Origin of the sequence: Staphylococcus sp. Marseille-Q1834, from assembly GCF_916858875.1 — a bacterium.
Classification (GTDB): domain Bacteria; phylum Bacillota; class Bacilli; order Staphylococcales; family Staphylococcaceae; genus Staphylococcus; species Staphylococcus pragensis.
Genome location: NZ_CAKASN010000001.1, coordinates 747,794 through 768,291, shown reverse-complemented (window position 1 = coordinate 768,291; position 20,498 = coordinate 747,794). Strand labels below are relative to the sequence as shown.

At 33.7% G+C, this 20,498-nt stretch carries 23 protein-coding genes and 1 other annotated feature; of the genes, 13 read left to right on the top strand and 10 right to left on the bottom strand.

Annotated elements, in window-relative coordinates; all coding sequences use genetic code 11:
- Nucleotides 1-9: 9 nt before the first annotated feature.
- From metE to LIX58_RS03905, 4 genes are read right to left on the bottom strand one after another with little or no spacing between them, the layout of a single operon-like run.
- Nucleotides 10-2,259 (bottom strand): 5-methyltetrahydropteroyltriglutamate--homocysteine S-methyltransferase, encoded by a 2,250-nt coding sequence (metE, locus tag LIX58_RS03920; protein WP_226386086.1) that lies wholly within the window; start codon nucleotides 2,257-2,259, stop codon nucleotides 10-12.
- Complete coding sequence (locus LIX58_RS03915) at nucleotides 2,256-4,094, bottom strand: bifunctional homocysteine S-methyltransferase/methylenetetrahydrofolate reductase (RefSeq protein ID WP_154838206.1); 1,839 nt, start codon at nucleotides 4,092-4,094, stop codon at nucleotides 2,256-2,258. The genes metE and LIX58_RS03915 overlap by 4 nt, the downstream gene beginning before the upstream one ends.
- Nucleotides 4,048-5,223: a cystathionine beta-lyase MetC gene (metC, locus tag LIX58_RS03910; RefSeq protein WP_154838205.1), complete on the bottom strand. Its 1,176-nt coding sequence runs from the start codon at nucleotides 5,221-5,223 to the stop codon at nucleotides 4,048-4,050. The genes LIX58_RS03915 and metC overlap by 47 nt, the downstream gene beginning before the upstream one ends.
- Nucleotides 5,220-6,323, bottom strand: a complete 1,104-nt coding sequence (locus LIX58_RS03905) for a PLP-dependent transferase (RefSeq protein WP_154838204.1) — start codon at nucleotides 6,321-6,323, stop codon at nucleotides 5,220-5,222. Before LIX58_RS03905 ends, metC begins: the two co-directional genes overlap by 4 nt.
- Before the next feature lie 67 nt (nucleotides 6,324-6,390).
- Nucleotides 6,391-6,786, bottom strand: a binding site (T-box leader).
- Nucleotides 6,787-7,079: 293 nt separating this feature from the next.
- On the opposite strand from LIX58_RS03905, the gene LIX58_RS03900 reads away from it, so the two are divergent.
- From LIX58_RS03900 to ychF, 4 genes are all read left to right on the top strand, one after another.
- On the top strand, nucleotides 7,080-7,907 hold the full coding sequence (locus LIX58_RS03900) for a ParB/RepB/Spo0J family partition protein (protein ID WP_126564614.1): 828 nt from the start codon (nucleotides 7,080-7,082) through the stop codon (nucleotides 7,905-7,907).
- A 182-nt stretch (nucleotides 7,908-8,089) separates the two neighbouring features.
- Nucleotides 8,090-8,971: a mechanosensitive ion channel family protein gene (locus LIX58_RS03895; RefSeq protein ID WP_154838203.1), complete on the top strand. Its 882-nt coding sequence runs from the start codon at nucleotides 8,090-8,092 to the stop codon at nucleotides 8,969-8,971.
- Between the two features lie 20 nt (nucleotides 8,972-8,991).
- Nucleotides 8,992-9,195: a DUF951 domain-containing protein gene (locus LIX58_RS03890; protein WP_126564616.1), complete on the top strand. Its 204-nt coding sequence runs from the start codon at nucleotides 8,992-8,994 to the stop codon at nucleotides 9,193-9,195.
- Between the two features lie 11 nt (nucleotides 9,196-9,206).
- Nucleotides 9,207-10,304: a redox-regulated ATPase YchF gene (ychF, locus tag LIX58_RS03885; RefSeq protein WP_126564617.1), complete on the top strand. Its 1,098-nt coding sequence runs from the start codon at nucleotides 9,207-9,209 to the stop codon at nucleotides 10,302-10,304.
- A gap of 107 nt (nucleotides 10,305-10,411) precedes the next feature.
- Here the strand turns inward: ychF and LIX58_RS03880 are convergent, their stop codons facing one another.
- Entirely contained in the window at nucleotides 10,412-10,603 is a 192-nt protein-coding gene (locus LIX58_RS03880; RefSeq protein WP_126564618.1) for a hypothetical protein, read from the bottom strand.
- Nucleotides 10,604-10,896: 293 nt separating this feature from the next.
- Between LIX58_RS03880 and rpsF the strand changes: the two genes are divergently transcribed.
- Genes rpsF through rpsR form a run of 3 tightly spaced genes read left to right on the top strand, consistent with a single transcriptional unit; the run spans nucleotide 10,897 to nucleotide 12,017 of the window.
- Nucleotides 10,897-11,193 carry a 30S ribosomal protein S6 gene (gene rpsF, locus LIX58_RS03875; RefSeq protein ID WP_011276867.1) on the top strand — a complete coding sequence of 99 codons (297 nt, stop codon included), beginning with the start codon at nucleotides 10,897-10,899 and terminating at the stop codon, nucleotides 11,191-11,193.
- Between the two features lie 21 nt (nucleotides 11,194-11,214).
- A complete protein-coding gene (gene ssb / locus LIX58_RS03870) occupies nucleotides 11,215-11,727 on the top strand; it encodes a single-stranded DNA-binding protein (protein ID WP_103329472.1) in 513 nt (170 codons plus the stop codon).
- 47 nt (nucleotides 11,728-11,774) lie between these two features.
- Nucleotides 11,775-12,017 (top strand): 30S ribosomal protein S18, encoded by a 243-nt coding sequence (gene rpsR, locus LIX58_RS03865; protein ID WP_002447994.1) that lies wholly within the window; start codon nucleotides 11,775-11,777, stop codon nucleotides 12,015-12,017.
- Between the two features lie 107 nt (nucleotides 12,018-12,124).
- On the opposite strand, the gene LIX58_RS03860 is transcribed toward rpsR, so the two are convergent.
- Nucleotides 12,125-12,415 carry a GRAM domain-containing protein gene (locus LIX58_RS03860; protein ID WP_126564619.1) on the bottom strand — a complete coding sequence of 97 codons (291 nt, stop codon included), beginning with the start codon at nucleotides 12,413-12,415 and terminating at the stop codon, nucleotides 12,125-12,127.
- 178 nt (nucleotides 12,416-12,593) lie between these two features.
- Between LIX58_RS03860 and LIX58_RS03855 the strand changes: the two genes are divergently transcribed.
- Nucleotides 12,594-13,688, top strand: a complete 1,095-nt coding sequence (locus LIX58_RS03855) for a hypothetical protein (RefSeq protein WP_154838202.1) — start codon at nucleotides 12,594-12,596, stop codon at nucleotides 13,686-13,688.
- Nucleotides 13,689-13,783: 95 nt separating this feature from the next.
- Here LIX58_RS03855 and LIX58_RS03850 read toward each other — a convergent pair whose 3' ends face one another.
- A complete protein-coding gene (locus tag LIX58_RS03850) occupies nucleotides 13,784-14,041 on the bottom strand; it encodes a helix-turn-helix domain-containing protein (RefSeq protein ID WP_126564621.1) in 258 nt (85 codons plus the stop codon).
- Between the two features lie 220 nt (nucleotides 14,042-14,261).
- On the opposite strand from LIX58_RS03850, the gene LIX58_RS03845 reads away from it, so the two are divergent.
- From LIX58_RS03845 to LIX58_RS03825, 5 genes are all read left to right on the top strand, one after another.
- Nucleotides 14,262-15,011, top strand: coding sequence for an amidohydrolase family protein (locus tag LIX58_RS03845; protein ID WP_126564622.1), 750 nt, complete (start codon nucleotides 14,262-14,264; stop codon nucleotides 15,009-15,011).
- A 78-nt stretch (nucleotides 15,012-15,089) separates the two neighbouring features.
- Nucleotides 15,090-15,332, top strand: a complete 243-nt coding sequence (locus LIX58_RS03840; RefSeq protein WP_126564623.1) for a DUF3923 family protein — start codon at nucleotides 15,090-15,092, stop codon at nucleotides 15,330-15,332.
- Between the two features lie 125 nt (nucleotides 15,333-15,457).
- Nucleotides 15,458-15,706: a GlsB/YeaQ/YmgE family stress response membrane protein gene (locus LIX58_RS03835; protein ID WP_126564624.1), complete on the top strand. Its 249-nt coding sequence runs from the start codon at nucleotides 15,458-15,460 to the stop codon at nucleotides 15,704-15,706.
- 397 nt (nucleotides 15,707-16,103) lie between these two features.
- Nucleotides 16,104-16,733 carry a LysE family translocator gene (locus LIX58_RS03830; RefSeq protein WP_126564625.1) on the top strand — a complete coding sequence of 210 codons (630 nt, stop codon included), beginning with the start codon at nucleotides 16,104-16,106 and terminating at the stop codon, nucleotides 16,731-16,733.
- A gap of 27 nt (nucleotides 16,734-16,760) precedes the next feature.
- Nucleotides 16,761-17,339: a histidine phosphatase family protein gene (locus tag LIX58_RS03825; protein ID WP_154838201.1), complete on the top strand. Its 579-nt coding sequence runs from the start codon at nucleotides 16,761-16,763 to the stop codon at nucleotides 17,337-17,339.
- A 53-nt stretch (nucleotides 17,340-17,392) separates the two neighbouring features.
- On the opposite strand, the gene LIX58_RS03820 is transcribed toward LIX58_RS03825, so the two are convergent.
- The 3 genes from LIX58_RS03820 to ahpC form a co-directional block, all read right to left on the bottom strand.
- Entirely contained in the window at nucleotides 17,393-18,031 is a 639-nt protein-coding gene (locus LIX58_RS03820) for an NDxxF motif lipoprotein (protein WP_126564627.1), read from the bottom strand.
- 251 nt (nucleotides 18,032-18,282) lie between these two features.
- Nucleotides 18,283-19,806 (bottom strand): alkyl hydroperoxide reductase subunit F, encoded by a 1,524-nt coding sequence (gene ahpF, locus LIX58_RS03815; protein ID WP_126564628.1) that lies wholly within the window; start codon nucleotides 19,804-19,806, stop codon nucleotides 18,283-18,285.
- A gap of 14 nt (nucleotides 19,807-19,820) precedes the next feature.
- On the bottom strand, nucleotides 19,821-20,390 hold the full coding sequence (gene ahpC / locus LIX58_RS03810; protein ID WP_126564629.1) for an alkyl hydroperoxide reductase subunit C: 570 nt from the start codon (nucleotides 20,388-20,390) through the stop codon (nucleotides 19,821-19,823).
- Nucleotides 20,391-20,498: the final 108 nt, after the last annotated feature.

Here is a 20,498-nt window from a genome sequence, read left to right as displayed (position 1 = left end):
GATTGTTCCTTATGCTGGTTTATTTTGGCTTGTTTCTTTTCGTTTTTTGCGTACTGTGTTGACTAATACGGTTAAAGCGTCTTTCACTTCGTCTTCTTTACGTGTTTTCAAGCCACAGTCTGGATTAACCCAGAATAATGAACGGTCAATTTGTTGTAAAGAACGATCAATCGCAGTCGCAATTTCGTCTTCAGTAGGAATACGTGGGCTGTGAATGTCATAAACACCTAAACCAATACCTAGATCATAGTTAATGTCTTCAAAGTCTTTGATTAAATCACCATGACTACGTGATGTTTCAATAGAGATAACATCTGCATCTAAATCATGAATTGCATGGATGATTTGACCAAATTGAGAATAACACATATGAGTATGAATTTGAGTTTCATCTTGGACTGAAGATGTTGCAAGTTTGAATGAATTCACTGCATCTGCAAGATATTGTTCATGGTATTCAGAACGTAATGGTAAACCTTCACGTAATGCTGGTTCATCTACTTGGATTACTTTAATACCCGCTTCTTCTAATGCTAATACTTCTTCATCAATCGCTAATGCGATTTGATCTTGAACGACTTTACGTGGAACGTCTACACGTTCGAATGACCAGTTTAAGATAGTGACAGGACCTGTTAACATACCTTTTACAGGTTTGTCAGTTAAACTTTGTGCGTAAACAGTTTCTTTTACAGTTAATGGTTCAGTCCATTTTACATCTCCATAAATTACTGGTGGTTTTACGGCACGTGAACCATAAGATTGAACCCAGCCAAATTTAGTTACTAGGAAACCTTGAAGTTTCTCACCAAAGAATTCAACCATGTCATTACGTTCGAATTCTCCATGCACAAGTACATCTAAACCGATATCCTCTTGGATTTTAATCCAACGTGCAATTTCACTTTCTAAGAAGTTGTTATATTCTTCATCTGAAATGCGATGGTTCTTCCAGTCAGCACGATATTTACGTACTTCACGTGTTTGAGGGAATGAACCAATAGTTGTAGTTGGTAAATCTGGTAAATTTAAACGTGCATCTTGTACTTTTTTACGTTCAGGGAATGCTGATTTACGACTTGTTGGCACGCTGTCAAAGTCATATTCTAAGTTTTTGAATGATTGACTTTGGAAACGTTCATAACGTGATTTTAACTCGTCATATTTTTTGCTGTCGTTGTGATTAAATAAGCGACGAAGTGCGTCTAACTCGTCTAACTTTTCAGTAGCGAAACTTAAACCTTCTTCAATAGATTCATCTAATGTTTCATCATCTAATGACACAGGAACGTGTAATAATGAAGATGATGGTTGAATGACGATCGTTTCAGCATAGTTTTGTAATGTTTCAATTAATTCTTTCTTACCTTCGATGTCAGCTGCCCAGACATTACGGCCGTCGATAATACCAGCATATAACGTTTTAGCTTTATCAAAGTCACCAGCTTCAATTTGTTTTAAGTTATAGCCATTATCATGTACGAAGTCTAAACCTAAACCACCAACTGGTAATGAACTTAAGAATTTAACATTTGCACGTTCGAAGTACGTTTGGATAACTAACTTATCCGCTAATCCAGCTTCAGCAAAATAGTTATAAGCTTCTTTCGTAATGTCTTCATAGTTTGCACTTTCATCTGTCACTAAAATAGGTTCATCAACTTGAATGTATTCAGCGCCAGCATCTACAAGTGATTGAAGCACTTCTTTATATAATGGAAGTAAAGTTTGTACTTTCTCTTCAAATGATTGGTTGCCACCTTTAGATAATTTCACAAAAGTGATTGGTCCAACGATAACAGGATGCGCATTAACGTTAAGAGATTTTGCATAGTTAAAGCGGTCTAATAATACGTTACGATTCACTTTAGGTTCAACGTTATTCCATTCTGGCACAATATAGTGATAGTTCGTGTTGAACCATTTAATTAATGCACTCGCGACATGTTCTTTATTACCACGTGCAATATCAAATAGTAAGTCGTCATTTACTTCGCGTCCTTGGAAACGTTCAGGAATGATGTTGAATAATAATGATGTATCAAGAATGTGATCATATAATGAGAAATCACCAACTGGTACACTATCTAAGTTGTAATTTTTTTGAAGTAATAAATTTTCTCGATGTAAGTCCGTTAACGTTTGGTCTAATTCTGCTTTATCAATTTTTTTAGCCCAGTAGCTTTCAATTGCTTTTTTCCATTCTCTTTTTCTACCTAATCTTGGGAATCCTAAATTTGAAGTTTTAATTGTTGTCATGATATTGCCTCCTTGTTTTGGGTAATTGCTTTAGAATACGCTGCGAGTTCTAATGAATAATCAATGCGTTGGAAAGGGGTAATAATGTATAAACCATTAAAGTACTCATGAACTGTATCGATTAATTCTTTAGAAAGTCTCAAACTTAATGCTTTTGTTTTTTCTTTATCATCTTTTACTGCTTTAAATTGGTTTAATATATCTTCCGACATCTTAATACCTGGCACTTCGTTATGTAGGAAAAGTGCATTATTATAGCTCACGATTGGCATGATACCTATAAATAGTGGTACATTGAGGTATTTCGTTGCCTCATATACTTCTTTAATTTTCTCCTTACTATAAACAGGTTGTGTGATGAAGTAACTCATGCCCGCTGCTATTTTTTTCTCTAGGCGTTTGACTGCGCCGTCTAATTTACGAACGTTAGGGTCAAACGCACCAGCGATGTTGAAGTTTGTGTGTCTCTTCAGCGCATCACCGTCTGTATTGATACCTTGGTTAAATCGTAAAGCTAATTCTGTTAATCCTTTGGAATTGACGTCATAAACATTTGACGCTCCAGGTAGATGACCTACTTTTGAAGGATCGCCAGTAATGGCCAAAATTTCATTAACACCTATGAGTGATAGTCCAAGTAAATGAGATTGTAAGCCAATTAAATTTCTATCACGACAGGTGATATGAACGAGTGGTTCAATATCATAGCGCTGTCGGATAATGCTTGCTGCTGCAATATTGCTGACACGCACCGTAGCAAGTGAGTTATCGGCAAGTGTTACGGCATCAATATGAGCTTCATCCAGCTTACGAATATTCTCGAAGAATAAATCAGTATCCAGATGCTTTGGCGTATCAAGCTCAACAATCACTGTTGGCCCATTTTTAACTTTGGTAGTTAAATTATGTTTATAAGTATGAGTAACCGAATGATTTGTTTTACGATTTATCGGGACTACTTTTTTAGTGGTCACAGGTTTCAAATCTTTCACAGAAGATTTGATGTAGGCGATATGTTTAGGAGTCGTGCCACAACAGCCTCCTATTATTCTGACCCCTTCATTAATCAATTCTTGCGCCACGTCTCCGAAATACTGTGCGTTATCACTATATCTAAATTCACTATTCTCGATATCGAGAAGACTTGCATTTGGATAACATGAGAGATATGCATCCTTTGGCAATTCGATATGAGAGAAAGAACGTTGCATATGGTGAGGACCATGATGGCAATTGAGTCCGACCACGTTTGCGCCACATTCTACTAGTTGCTTCAAAGCTTCATTGATTTCAGTACCATCGACTAAATAATTTGTATTTGAAGCGGTAAGTTGAGCGATTATTGGAATATCATACTTGCGACGTGTACTAGTAACGATATTAGTTAACTCTTCTAGATCGTAATAAGTTTCGAAGAGTAAGCCATCTACGCCTTCCTCTACAAGTGTGTCAATTTGATTTTCTGCATGATATTGTATGGTAGATAATGGTAATTCTTCTTGTTTTAATCCTCTGAAACCACCAACTGTACCTAATATGAAAGTAGTAGGGTCAGCTGCACGCTTTGCAATTTGTACAGCCGCTTTATGAATTTCTTTCACTTTGTGTTCTAAGCCAAAGGTTTTTAACTTTTCAAAATTAGCTCCATAAGTATTGGTTTGAATAATGTCGGCACCTGCTTCTATATAGGAGCGATGGATGCGTTCAACTTTGTCTGGATGAGTAAGATTGTAAGCTTCAGGACAAGTGTCGAGCCCCTCTGAATAGAGGATAGTTCCCATTGCGCCATCAGCTACTAAAACGTTGTTCTGTAATTGGTTTAATAAGCGACTCATTGAAAGCCTCCTTTAATGCGTAGTTGATGTCTGCAATTAATTCTTGCGGTTGTTCTAAACCTACACTTAATCGGAATAAGCCGAATGTAATACCTCGTTCATTTCGAACATGTTCAGGCACGGCAGCGTGTGACATTGTAGCAGGATGCGAAAGAATCGTTTCTACACCGCCTAAACTTACTGAAACTAAAGGTAAAGTAAGTGCGTCTACAAAAGTTTGTGCCTTTGTTTCATCTTTTAATCTGAAACCAATAACGGCGCCACCACTCTTAGCTTGAGACAAGTGGAGTGAGCTGTTTCCGGGATAATATACTTCAGCAATTTCTTCTTGATTACTTAAAAATTCAACAAGTTGTTCCGCGTTTGATGTTGATTGTTTAAAACGTACGGGTAAGGTTTTTAAGTGTTTAGCTAAAGTCCAACTATCGTGTGCAGAAAGGGCAGTGCCAGTACCGTTTTGAAGTAAATAAAGTGCATCTGCAACATCTTTACGATTTGTAATTGCAGCGCCAGCTATAATATCGCTATGTCCTCCTAAAAACTTAGTGGCTGAATGAACGACGATGTCGGCACCTAAAGCAAGCGGTGATTGTCCTAAAGGCGTCATGAAAGTATTATCAACCGCGAGTAGTAACTCATGTTGACGCGCAATGTTAGCAACTGCTTTAATATCGGTAATTTTAAAACATGGATTCGAAGGTGTTTCTACATAAATTAATTTAGTGTTTTCTTGAATCGCGTGCTCAATTTCAATAGGGTTGGTCGCATTAACTGTAGTAAATCGAATATTAAAACGATTAAGGATCTGTTCAGTTAGTCTAAACGTTCCACCGTAAACATCATCTGGAAGAATGACGTGATCTTCGGCTTTTAACGTAAGTAGTACAGCTGAAATAGCAGCTATACCTGATGCAAAAGCGAAAGCATATTGGCCACCTTCAAGTTTGGCTAACTTTTCCTCAAGTAATTGGCGATTAGGATTACCACTTCTTGCGTAATCGAATTTAGCGTTACCACCTAGGATACTTTGATGAAAAGTAGAAGAATCGTACAGTGGTGGGTTCGCTGAATCGTAATCTACGCCTCTATGTTCATCAAAAATAACTTCTGTTTCTTTGGATAAACTCATGAAATCACTCCTACTTTAGAATTCTCTAGTGCTTGAATAATATCTGCTTCAATATCGTTGTAGTCTTCAATACCAATAGATAGTCTGATTAAGTGTTCGTCGATACCACGTTTATCTTTTTCTTCGTCAGGCATATCAACGTGCGTTTGTGTGTAAGGGAAGGTAATAAATGTTTCAGTTCCACCTAAGCTCTCTGCAAAAATACAAATTTCTAAATTTTCCAAAAATTTAGCGACGCTATAAGCCTTATTAAGTCGTAAACTTAACATTCCTGTTTTACCGCTATAAAGTACTTCATCAATTGATTCTGACGTTTGACACCTTTCGGCTAATTTCTTTGCATTCTCTTGAGAACGATCAATTCTTAAATGTAATGTTTTTAAACCACGTTGTAGTAAATAACTATCGAGTGGTGATAACGTTGCGCCAATCATGTTGTGGAATTGACCAAGCTGTTCAGCTAAAGTTTCATCTTTCACTGTGACTACGCCCGCTAATACATCATTGTGTCCGCCTATATATTTTGTAGCAGAGTGAAGAACGATGTCTGCGCCCTCCTCTAATGGAGTAGATAGATAAGGTGTTAAAAACGTATTGTCGATAATAGTTAATAAATTATGCTTTTTACCCAGTACGTAATATGGTTCAACGTCTATTTCAATCATTTGAGGATTTGAAATAGGTTCGATGAAAAGTGCTTTAGTATTAGGTGTAATATGAGTCGTGACTTCTTCGTAATTTAAAAAATCTACATAAATGAATTTAATGCCATATTGCTTTTCATAAAAATCAAATAGTCTAAATGTGCCACCATATAAATCAAAGGCTACTAAAATTTCATCACCCGGTTTAAAAAGATTACAGACTAATTGAATAGCAGCCATTCCACTGGATGTGGCGAAAGATGCAAGTCCACCTTCTAACTTGGCGAATGATTCTTCGAATGCTGAGCGTGTAGGATTCTTTGTTCTCGTATAATCGTATCCTGTTGATTGTCCAAGATGAGGATGTTGATATGCAGTAGACAAATATATTGGATTAGCAATTGCACCAGTCGTATCTTTAGTTAAGGAAATTTGCGCTAATTGAGTATCTTTCATGTCAAACCCTCCAAATTTATTCTCAATAAAAAAAGCTTCCGTCCTTTAAACCCGATATGTATCGGATGTAAAGGACGAAAGCTTGTTTCGCGGTACCACCTTTGTTTATTACTTTATTACTAAAGTAACCTCAAACAGTACGCCAAATTTGATTTTAATTAGTACTGAAAAAGGGAACCACTTCATTATCGTTATTCATAGTTAATAACTTCTAATAAAAAAACTCATTTAACTTATATAAGTAAATGAGTATTAACGATAATTTAGTGACGTCTAACATTCCAGTACGCCATTAAACAAAAATGTTAATACTGTATCGCTGTAACGGGCGAACCCGTTGACACCTCATATTGGCATCAACACTCAAAGGCCATTTTCAAACTTTCTTTCTATGTCTCTTCTCAGCTTACGAGACTCTCTGTATCAGCAGTGTAAGTTTTACTTTCCTTATTGCCGTGTGTAATTTGTGTTTTTTTAAGTTAATTCATAGCTTACAGACAGAAATTACATTTGTCAACAACTTTTCTGAAAATTTAGATTAAACAGTTATTTTGGAAAGCGTTTAATACATTGATGCGATTGAGTTAAAGCTTTTAAAAAATTTTTACAATCTTTAAGATAATATGATAAATAGTTCTTGTGAAAATTATGAAATATTTTTTAAAATTAAAGCTAAGTAAGAGTCATAACATCAGATACTATATTATGATTTGAAATATTAAAGTTTTAATTAATAAAAGGGAGGAGGCAAAATTCATGGCATATGAACAAGACGAGCGATTAACGTTAAATCAAAATGAGCAAGTGCAAAAAATAGCTATCTCTGAAATAAAAGCCAATCCTTATCAACCTCGTAAAACATTTGATGAAGATAAATTGCAAGATTTAGCAGATTCTATTCGCACGCATGGCATCTTGCAACCTATCGTTTTACGTAAAACGATTCAAGGTTACTATATTGTGGTGGGTGAAAGAAGATTTAGAGCTTCACAAATAGCTGGATTGGATGAAGTACCGGCTATTGTAAAAGAGTTATCAGACTCTGACATGATGGAACTAGCCATTATTGAAAATTTGCAGCGTGAAGATTTAAATGCGATTGAAGAAGCTGAAAGTTATAAACGACTTATGGATGATTTAGGTATCACCCAACAAAAAGTTGCAGAAAGATTAGGTAAATCTCGTCCATATATTGCTAATATGTTGAGACTACTAAATTTACCTTCGGAAGTTTCTAAGTTAGTAAAAAATGGGAAATTATCAGGTGCTCACGGCCGTACCTTATTAGGTGTAAAAGAGACTTCGACTATGAATAAATTAGCGAAACAAGCCATTCGAGAAGCATGGAGTGTAAGGTATTTAGAAAATGTTGTAGCAGAATTACAAGACGGTAAGGAGTCTAAAAATAGCTCTAAATCAACGCATTTAAAACCGAAATTTATTCAAAAACAAGAACGTCTTTTAAAAGAAAAATATGGAACGAAAGTAGATATTTCTACTAGTAAAAGTATCGGTAAAATTACATTTGAATTTAAATCTGAAGAAGAATTCAAAAATCTAATAAAAAAATTAAGTGATAAATAATTTGAAATTGCTTTCAGGAACTAAGTAATTTGTTTACGAATTAATTGATGTGTTATCTTTAGCCTTTCTGTGAGAAAAAGCGTTAATGAATAAAGCTAAAGACCGATATATTATCTTATTGAAACACTGTATAATTATTAAATTATGATGAAAATTCAAATTAAAAAGGAGGAAAATTTTGAATGAATCAGGTTAAAAATGTGTTGTCTTCACTATTTGAGCCTTTGACAAAGCCAGAAACATATGAAAACTTAGGAATTAAACTTATTTTAATACTTATTTATATTCTGGTAGCCATAATAGTGATTGCTATATTGAATAAAGTCATTGAACAAGCATTTAAACTTCAAAATAAAAGTAGTAAAGGAAATAAGAAACGTTCTAGAACGCTAGTGTCACTCGTTCAAAATGTAGTAAAATATATCGTATGGTTTATCGTTATTACCACAATTTTAAGCAAATTTGGTATTAGCGTAGAAGGTATTATTGCCAGTGCTGGTGTTGTAGGTTTAGCCGTTGGTTTTGGTGCTCAAACAATTGTAAAAGATATCATTACTGGTTTCTTTATTATTTTTGAAAATCAATTCGATGTAGGTGACTACGTTAAAATTAATAGCGGTGGTACGACTGTAGCTGAAGGTACGGTTAAATCAATTGGTTTAAGATCGACACGCATTAATACGATTACTGGGGAATTAACAATTCTGCCAAATGGTAGTATGGGAGAAATTACTAACTTCTCTATTACAAATGGTTTCGCTATTGTGAAAATTCCAGTTTCTGTAGAGGAAAACTTAGATAAAGTTGAAAAACGATTAAATAAATTATTCACTGCAATGCGTAGTAAATACTATCTATTCATTACAGATCCTGTAGTGGAAGGTATTGATTCGATTGATGAAACGAAAGTAATATTTAGAATTTCTGCAGAAACGATTCCTGGTGAAGGTGCCTCAGGTTCAAGAATTTTACGTAAAGAAATTCAAAGAGTTTTCGTACAAGAAGGTATTAAATTACCACAACCAATCTATGTTAAAAGTATGGACGCACAAGATAAAGCTTAATTATCATTGGGGGCAATTTCATGACGTCAAATTATGGAATAAATGATATAGTAGAAATGAAAAAACAACATGCATGTGGAACAAACAGATTTAAAATTATTCGCATGGGTGCAGATATTCGAATTAAATGCGAAAATTGTCAAAGAAGTATTATGATTCCACGTCAAACGTTTAATAAAAAATTAAAAAAAATATTAGTATCTCAACAAGATACAGAAAGTTAGGAGAATGATTAATGGCTTTAACAGCAGGTATCGTAGGGTTACCGAACGTTGGTAAGTCTACTCTATTTAATGCAATAACTAAGGCAGGCGCATTGGCTGCGAACTATCCTTTCGCAACAATTGATCCAAACGTAGGTATTGTAGAAGTACCAGATACACGTTTAAATAAATTAACTGAAATGGTAGAACCTAAGAAAACAATTCCAACTACTTTTGAATTTACAGACATTGCAGGTATTGTTAAAGGTGCATCTAAAGGTGAAGGTTTAGGTAATAAATTCTTATCTCATATTCGTGAAGTAGATGCAATTTGCCAAGTTGTTCGTGCATTTGATGATGAAAATGTTACGCACGTATCTGGGCGTGTTAATCCTTTAGATGATATTGAAGTTATCAATATGGAATTAGTATTAGCTGATTTAGAATCAGTAGAAAAGCGTTTGCCTAGAATTGAAAAAATGGCACGTCAAAAAGATAAAACTGCTGAAATGGAGTTACGTATTTTATCTAGAATCAAAGAAGCTTTAGAAAATGGTAATCCTGTTCGTAGTTTAGAATTTAATGATGAAGATCAAAAATATGTTAATCAAGCTCAATTATTAACATCTAAAAAAATGCTTTATATAGCTAATGTTGGCGAAGATGAAATTGGTAATGAAGATAATGATAAAGTGAAAGTGATTCGTGAATATGCTGCGAAAGAAGATTCAGAAGTTATCGTTATCAGTGCAAAAATTGAAGAAGAAATCGCTACTTTAGATGATGAAGATAAAGAAATGTTCTTGGAAGATTTAGGTATTGAAGAACCAGGTTTAAATAGATTAATCAGAACAACTTATGAGTTATTAGGATTATCAACTTACTTTACTGCTGGTGTACAAGAAGTTCGTGCTTGGACATTTAGACAAGGTATGACAGCGCCACAATGTGCAGGTATTATTCATACTGACTTTGAGCGTGGCTTCATTCGTGCTGAGGTAACAAGTTATGATGACTATGTTGCAAATGGCGGAGAACAAGGTGCTAAAGAAGCCGGTAAGCAACGTTTAGAAGGTAAAGAGTATATTATGCAAGATGGTGACATTGTTCACTTCAGATTCAACGTTTAGAATTGTAATTCGTAATAAATGATAAAAATAAAGCAATGTAAGTTTCATGTGGCTTAGAGTGACAAGGAACTTACATTGCTTTTTTATATATTTTATTTCATTATATCTTAAAAGAACGGTATAACTTTACTTGCTTCAATAATATCTTTGGTGCTGAAAAACTGTTTACCTTCTCCAGTGTAGGCAGGTTCGAGTACCATATTGGCTTTCGCACAATATAACCATTCTGGATTGATACCGCAATTTAAGACTTCTTGAAATTCTTGGAAATCTTTGTCCCAATCTAAATCTAATTGCATGTTTTACACCTCGCCATCATTATAGAACATTTGTTCTGTTTTGAAAAGTACTTTTACATCTTCTTTGTTCAATTCATTGTTTTGATGGTGTTTATTGATATTATTAAGGAGCATATGAGCATTATTTCATGTTTGGGACTGCCTTTTCAAAAAAGAAAATTGAGAGAGTGAAAATTTATTGTAAAAAGTAATACTCTATGCTATAATTCTTGATTGTGAGTAATGAAAATTATTCCTTGCTTGTCGACAGGAGTCGATAGGCCGCATAGACCACAAGGAGGTGCAAGTATAAAATGAGAACATATGAAATTATGTATGTCGTACGTCCTAACATTGAAGAGGATGCTAAAAAAGCTGTTGTTGAACGCTTTAACGGTATCTTAGCTTCAGAAGGATCAGAAGTTTTAGAAGAAAAAGACTGGGGTAAACGCCGTCTTGCTTACGAAATTGAAGATTTCAAAGAAGGTTTCTATAACATCGTACGCATTAAAACTGATAACAACAGAGCTACAGACGAATTCCAACGTTTAGCTAAAATCAGTGACGATATCATCCGTTATATCGTTATCCGCGAAGACCAAGATAAGTAATAATTTAATGGGGGCGTTTTAATGATAAACAGAGTTGTATTAGTAGGTCGTTTAACTAAAGATCCAGAATACAGAACCACTCCCTCAGGCGTAAGTGTAGCGACATTTACTCTAGCAGTTAATCGTACTTTCACGAATGCTCAAGGGGAACGCGAAGCTGACTTTATTAATGTTGTTGTGTTTAGAAGACAAGCAGAGAATGTGAATAATTATTTATTCAAAGGTAGTTTAGCTGGCGTTGATGGTCGCATACAATCACGCAGTTATGAAAATCAAGAAGGTCGTCGTATCTTTGTTACTGAAGTTGTAGCTGATAGTGTTCAATTCCTTGAACCTAAAAATGCTCAAGGTGGCCAACGTAATCAAAGTAGTAACAATGATTTCCAAGACTACGGTCAAGGATTTGGTGGTCAACAATCAGGACAAAATACGTCTTATAACAATAATCAATCATCAAATAATAAACAATCAGATAATCCTTTTGCGAATGCAAATGGCCCGATTGATATTAGTGATGATGACTTACCATTCTAATAATAAAATGAACGTATAAAAACTATTTCAAAAGGAGGTAATTAACCATGGCAGGTGGACCAAGAAGAGGCGGTCGTCGTCGTAAAAAAGTTTGCTACTTCACAGCAAATGGCATTACACACATCGACTATAAAGATACTGAATTATTAAAACGTTTTATCTCAGAACGCGGTAAAATTTTACCACGTCGTGTAACTGGTACTTCAGCTAAATATCAACGTATGTTGACTACAGCTATCAAACGTGCTCGTCATATGGCTTTATTACCATATGTTAAAGACGAAAACTAATATATAAGTATTGGTTAAACCCCGTAAGCTTAAGGCTTGCGGGGTTATTTTTTGTGTTGGAATTTAAGGGAAGGGTAGAAGAAGGGCTGAAGCATCAACTTACTGATTTATTTTTGTTTTTGATTTAAATGATTATAAATTTTATTATAGTTATCATCTTGAAAGTATTTAAATACATACCAATCATTATTGTAGAATATGCCTAATGATTTTATAAAGATACCTTTTTTTAATTTAACTTTCTTAATATCTTCAAGTGGAATTTGTATATTGAGTGGACTATTGGTTAAACTAAAGGACGCAAAAGTTAAGTGATGATTAGTTAAAGTAAGACTACCCGGTACACTAACCCGTCGATAAATAAAAGTTTTTAAACTACAATTTGTAGTTATTTCCATTGTGTAAAACCTCCTTTTCAAAAAATAAACTGTATATATCAATACTAAAATAATAAATATACTTAAAAATTACAACGTAAATGATTTTTAAAGTTTGTAATAAGTTGTACGATATTGTTAATAAAATGAATATTAAATGTTATGATTTAAGTAGATATACATAAGGAGTTTTTAAATTATGAAGGGTAAATATTTTTTAGCAGGTTTAACGGCGTCAACATTTCTATTGGGAGCATGTAGTTTAAATATTGGTTTACCGGGTGGAGACGACGAGAATTCAAACAATAACAAACAAGAGCAAAAGAAAGATAATGACTCAGATTCTGGAAAAAAATCTAACGATCCTAAAAAATCTGGAGATGAATCTAATAATAAAGAGCATTCATCAACAAATGATAATGCGCAAAACGATAGCAATGACTCAAATGGAGATACTGAAGCTGGTGGAGAGTATATGACTGGCTCAGCACAACCTCAAGACCAAGATAGTACTAATGACGAGGGCTCAAACGATGATCAAGAGGCCAACTCAGACAATAATGACGAGGCGAACTCAGACAATAATGATGATGCGAACGCAGATAATCAAGCTGAAGATGACGCATCTGAAAATAGTGAAGATAACGCTAACGAGGCTCAGGTTAGTGAAGATGAGGCTATTCAAATCGCCAAAAGTCATGTTAAGGAAAAAATAGGTGGAAGTAAACAACCTGATTGGAATTCGTTCCACATTAATAATGATAAAACAACCGATGATAATTATTATATTAGTTATAGAGCACAAAGCGTGGTATCTACTCCAGTAGATGTGGGCGTTGCAGTAAGTAAGAAAGATGGCTCTATAGTGGGTGATTACTCAGACATGACTGAGGAACAAAGAGCACAAGCAGAAGCTAAAGGAAGAGAACAACAAAGAGCTGCTGAGGAAAGAAACGCTAAACATCAACAAGCTGAAGAAGAAAATAATCAGCAAGACAATAGTGATGAACAACAAAATAGTGACGATAATCAACAACAATCTGACAAAGGACAAACTATAGCAAATAGCCAACAAGCGCATGAGAACGCTGTAAATACACCTATTCAAAATGCTGCAGGTAGTCAAGATAACGAAGAACAAGAAGACCAAAGCCAACAACAAGCTGCAGACAATGGTAACCAAGACCAAGCGCAACAACAAACAGAGCAACAACAAGCTTCGGACCAACCACAAGAACAACAAGCAGATCAAACACAACAAGACAGTAGCGATAACAACACTGAAGAGGAATAATTAAACCTCGCACGGCAGAAATTCCGAAAACGTTATATCTAACTATAAACAAAAATCCGGCTTCTTTATCGAAGTCGGATTTAATCATTTTTAAATTATAAACGAATATCTATATCATCAATATGTTGTTGATATTCTTTATATTTACTTTCAACTAACATTTGATAAGGTGTATCAAAGAAGTCTGCGAGAATCATCGCATCTTTGAAACTAGGTTCATGTTGATGGTTTTCCCATTCCCATAATTGATGTGGTTCATAGTGTGTACCATATTTTTTATTTAATAACTCTGTTAATTCATTAATTTCAAGATTTCGTTTTGTTCTTAAGTTAAAAAGTGTATGTGAACTCATGATACATAACCTCCCTGTATATGCTAAGTCTGGAATGTAAGATAATCTTATTTTCCCTGTTAAATTATCTTCCTAACAAACTTATAAAGTCTTTTATAAAAATAAACCCACGTTATTTAATTATACTATTCCTCTTCACAAATTTTATCAAGTCTTTTAAGTCATTATTCATAATTATGTTATTTTTAATTTATAAATTGTAAACAAAGGGGTTATCGTTATGAAAATTTTTGATGCACATTTTCATATTATTGATTTTAATTTCCCAGTTAAAGAGAATAATGGTTATATGCCACCTTCCTTCACTACACAAGATTACTTAAATCGTACTAATGATTTAGAGATTATTGGTGGTGCAGTTGTTTCAGGTTCATTTCAAGAGTTCGATCAAGATTATTTAGTGGATGCCCTTCATAAATTAGATGGCAAATTCGTAGGAACCACTCAGCTACCGATAACTACTAGCGATGCAGAGATTCGCAGATTAAATACTTTGGGAACTAAGGGGATTAGATTTAATGTAAAACGCGGTGGGTCAGAAGATATTTCGAAACTTAAAGCATTTGCGCAACGCGTTTATGATTTAGTAGGTTGGCACACAGAAATCTACATTGAGTCGAAGAAATTAACTAAATATAAAGAGGTTATCCTTCAACTACCTCAAGTGTCTATTGATCACTTAGGTTTAACTGAAGAAGGATTTGAAGACTTGAAAGACTTAGTTAGACAGGGCGTTTATGTAAAAGCAACTGGATTCGGTAGAATTGAAATTGATCCTTTATCAGCTATTCAAGAATTAATCAACATCAATCCTAATGCTGTCATGTTCGGTACTGATTTGCCTTCCACACGTGCCAATCGCCCATTTAACGTAGAAGATATTCAACTAATCCAGGATCATTTTAACCAAGACATTCAAGAAAGAATTTTTTATAAGAATGCATTAGAATTTTATAGACTTTCAGAATAATGTACTTTTATGATTTTTATCTTTGGAAAAGGGAATAGATTAATACCTAAATAAAAAATATTAATTGGAGATAAGTAGATGAAACTTTCATGGATTTTGTGGTGGATCGTTTCTGCATTTTGGATTATCTTATTCATTAGCAGTTCAGTAATGATTTGGGAAAGACGTACAGACGCAGCTGGTATTGTTCAAACACCAGAATTAAGAGCAATATCTATTATTATTATGGCAATAGCATTTCTATTACCTATTATCATACAAATCGTATGGCTAGCAATTAACTTAGTTATGTCACGTAAAGAAAAAATTCAGAAGTATTAAAAAATGAATTCAAGTAAATTTCTTATAAAAAGTTAATTAATTTTTAATAAATATGTTTAAAAATAATTAATGGTGGTATAAGTAAGAAGCAAATAAAAAACAAAAAGATAAGGAGAATTCTGATTATGAGCTTTATTATTATGTTAATCGTCGGCGGATTAATCGGATGGGTTGCCGGTATGATTATGGGTAAAGATATCCCAGGCGGTATTATCGGTAACATCATCGCTGGTTTAATCGGTTCAGCAATCGGTAGTAGAATCTTCGGTATGTGGGGTCCTGTATGGGGCGGCGTACCAATCTTCCCAGCATTAATTGGTTCAATTATTTTGATCTTTATCGTAAGCTTAATCTTACGTGTTATCAGAAAATAATAATATTTGAAGAGTTAAAGAGGGCTATGTTGAATGGCTCTCTTTTTTTATTAGGAAATTAAATCTTAAAAAAGGGCATAAAAAGAGGGTGACGTCGGGTTAAGGCGTCACCCAGGAGTATTATGTTCATGAATATAAAAGACTTTGTAGTTATAATTTAACTACACGTTAATATTATCATGTAATGTAATGGTATGACAATCATAAACTAATAAAAACTGAAAAATTATAGATTGATATTAAAGTAGTAAAAATAATTAATAGCTTGTAAATATAAATAAGACCTTTTACATAAGTTGCAATTACTCTTTTTGACTTTAAGACGTCTGGATGACTTACCTTCCTCACACTTCATATGGCATAATTAATGTAATATTTTACTTAAGGAGGGTGTCATATGGAAGGTATTGTAACTTTCATCATTATTACGCTTCTAATTATTATCGTACCAGGTCCTGATTTTTTAATTGTTATGAAAAATACGATTCATTCTGGTAAATTAAATGGAGCAATGTCAGCATTTGGAATCACTTCGGCACATATTGTTTATTCGTCCTTAGCAGTATTTGGAATTATTTATTTACTGACTAGTTTGTATTATGTATTTTTTATTATTAAAATTTTAGGAGCTTGTTATCTAATATATTTAGGAATCCAAAGCATTCTTAGTGCACGTCAATCTATGGATTTTACTTCTGCTAAAAGTGGCAGAAATAATGTAAGCCGTTTTACTTCTTACCGTCAGGGGTTTTTAAGTACTATTTTAAACCCTAAAGCTTTATTATATTATGTCAGTGTCTTACCGCAATTTTTATCAACTGGTGGTATTGAAGTTAAATCACAAATTGCAATGTTATCCGTTATTGTCATTTTAGTGATTTGTGGTTGGTTTTTATTTTGTGTTTTTGTTTTTCAATATATCAAATTACTATTTAGTAATCCAAAAATTAAATCGATATTTGATTATGCAGTCGGTTTTATTTTAATTGGACTTTCGGTTAATTTATTATTAAGTAAGAGTACTTAATTTTAAAAAAGAAGGAGAAATATTAAGGTGAAACTATATTTAGTGAGACATGGAGAGTCACAATCGAATTATGATAACAAACATCATCGTGCTTATTTCTGTGGCCAATTAGATGTACATTTAACTAAAAAGGGTGTTGAAGGTGCACAAAAATTAGAAAGCTACTTTAAAGATATGGATATTGATTATGTCTATGTATCTGATTTAACACGTACGATTGAAACTTATAACAATATCTTTCCATATGATATTCCTACTACCGTTACACCAAGTCTCAGAGAACGCTCATTAGGTGTATTTGAAGGCGAATATAAAGATAAATTAATGCAGGATAATCAGTATCATCAATATTTTAACCACCCAGAATATAAAGATTTCCGTCATAGTTTTACACAGAAAGCGCCTGAAGGGGAGAGTTATGGGGATGTCTTAAATAGAATTCGGTTATTTTTTGAAAATGAAGTATCGCAAGACGCTGAAACAATAGTGATAGTAGCTCATCAAGTAGTAATTCGTTGCATGCTCGTTTACTTTGGAATGCTTACTAAAAAAGAAGCGTTGGATTATAATATTGAAAACTGTAAGCCAATATACATAGAAATCTAAAAAGCCACACTTTAACGAATTGAAAATACTCGTTAAAGTGTGGCTTTTTTCTATTATTTATCAAAAACGTCTGTTTTGATATTTTTATCTTTTAAGAATTTTTTAATTTTATTTTGCTGTTTACCATTTACGTCTCCAGCATAATGTGTAGGTACATCAACAACGTTAATTGTATTTTGAGGCTCATAATTAAGTTGTTCTAATTTTTCGTCTATATCCGAAATTGTACTATTTAATGCGTTAAAATAATTAATAATACGAGTTATGTTGTCTTTGTAACCTGCAGGGATAGTATTATTTTCAACAAATTTCTTAAAGTGTAAGTCATTTTTAACTGCTACATTTGATAATTTACTCAATTTGTTTGCTTGAGCTTTTGTGACTCTTGTTTGACCGCCACTTTGTTTATCTATCTGACTTTGTAAAATATATTTATTATCTAGAATATCGCTATTAACATCTAAATATTTCTTTATCGCTTTATTCATCTCATCTTCACTAATTTTTTGGTTAGTTTTATCTGAGGTGAAAATATCCTTATCTGTTAAGTTTCTAGCGTGTTTGGGAGCCGAAATACCATTACTTTGTAGATGATCTTCATTTTTTTCATTACTATCATCATTATGAGGTGCACATGCACTTAAAGTTAAAAGTAGTGTTAAAATTCCGCCAACTATAATACTCTTCTTCATAGATTTTAATAATCTCCTTTATAAATAAAACATAATAATAGATTATCATTTATAGGCAAATATTTGAATGATAAGAACTTAAAATAAAAATTATCTATGAACAATTTATGGCAAGTGATGACTAATTTATCTATTTGAAACAAATATATAATAGATTATTATACGTAAAAAAACCGAGATACTAATAAGCATCTCGGTTTAATATGAAGATATTTGATAGGTTAAGTGACAAACTAGAAAAGTTCTAGTTATTAATTTCTAATTATATAATCAAAGGCATTTAGTGCCGCATTAGCACCTGCGCCCATTGAAATAATAATTTGTTTATTTTTTTGATCAGTAACGTCTCCAGCAGCAAAAATTCCTGGAACATTTGTATGATTATCGCGATCGATAACTACTTCTCCACGATTATTTAATTCTACTGCGTCACCAATCCAGCTTGTGTTTGGTACAAGACCAATTTGTACGAAGATACCATCTAAGCTTAATTCTTTCATTTCGCCAGATTCTAAGTCTTCATAGCTTAATCCAGTTACATGATCTTCACCTAAAACTTCAGCAGTTCTAGCATTTGTATGAATATCTACGTTTGATAGAGAACGTAAACGGTCTTGTAATACTGTATCTGCTTTAAGTTCAGATGAATATTCAAATAATGTAACATGGTTTACAATACCTGCTAAATCGATAGCTGCTTCAACACCTGAGTTACCGCCACCGATAACTGCAACGTCTTTATTTTCAAATAAAGGACCATCACAGTGAGGGCAGAAAGCAACACCTTTGTTGATTAAGCGATCTTCACCAGGAATGTTTAATTTACGCCAACTTGCACCTGTTGAAATAATAGCAGTTTTACTTTCAAGAACTGCGTCATTTTCAAGTGTTACACGAATAGCTTTATCTGTTTTCTCGATACTTGTAGCACGGATGCCTGTCATAGCGTCAATATCGTATTCTTCGATATGTGCTGCTAAGTTAGCAGAGAACTCAGAACCAGTTGTTTCTTTAACAGTAATGAAGTTTTCAATACCAGCAGTATCGTTAACTTGGCCACCGATACGGTCAGCTACAATACCTGTACGTAAACCTTTACGTGCAGTATAAATTGCAGCACTACCACTTGCTGGTCCACCACCAATGATTAAAACATCATATGGTTCTTTATTGTTAAATTCAGAAGCATCTTGTGTACTTCCTAATTTAGTTAAGATATCAGAAATAGTCATACGACCATTGCCAAATTCTTCACCATCTAAGAAGACTGCAGGGACAGCCATAATGTCTTCTGATTCTTCACGGAAGACAGCCCCATCAATCATTGTATGAGTGATATTAGGGTTAATAACACTCATTAAGTTTAATGCTTGGACAACGTCTGGACATTTTTGACAAGTTAAACTTACATAAGTTTCGAAGTTGTAGTTACCTTCTAAACCTTTAATTTGATCAATGATTGATTGTTTCTCTTTAGGAGCACGACCACTCACTTGTAAAATTGCTAAAACAAGTGAGTTGAATTCGTGGCCTAATGGAATACCAGCAAACGTAATGCCTGTATCTTCTTCAGGTTTACTTACTGTGAAACTTGGCGTACGTTTTAACTCTTTATCTACAATCGTTATATGGTCTGACATTTCAGCGATTTCATCTAAAAGTTCTTTTAACTCTTTAGACTTATCATCAGAACCGATACTAGCTCTGAATTCAACATCGCCTTCCATAAGACCTAAAAGCTGTTGTAATTGTTGTTTTAAATCAGCATTAAGCATTCTATAATGCCTCCTTAAATTTTACCTACTAAGTCTAATCCTGGTTGTAATGATTCAGAACCTTCTTCCCATTTAGCTGGGCATACTTCACCTGGATGTTGACGTACATATTGAGCTGCTTTGATTTTGTTAACTAAAGTGCTAGCGTCACGGCCGATACCGTCTGCATTGATTTCAGCTGCTTGAACTACGCCATCTGGGTCAACGATGAATGTACCACGTTGAGCTAATCCAGCTTCTTCATCTAATACATCGAAGTTACGAGTAATAGTTTGAGAAGGGTCACCAATCATAGTGTATTGGATTTTGCTGATAGCATCTGAATGATCGTGCCATGCTTTGTGTACAAAGTGAGTATCAGTTGATACTGAGAATACGTTAACACCTAAATCTTGTAATTTTTCATATTGGTTTTGTAAATCTTCTAATTCAGTTGGACATACGAATGAGAAGTCAGCAGGGTAGAAACAAACTACACTCCAAGAACCTTTTAAATCATCTTGGCTTACTTCTTTGAATTCATCATTTTTAGGATCATAAGCTTGAGCTGTGAATGGTAAAATTTCTTTATTGATTAAAGACATAACTTAAATTCCTCCTGATTTTCGAAAAAATTTTTAGAATTACATAAGAATAATTGCTTATTTATAATAATTCTAATTTCTTGAATATTATTATTACACTTCGTTTCC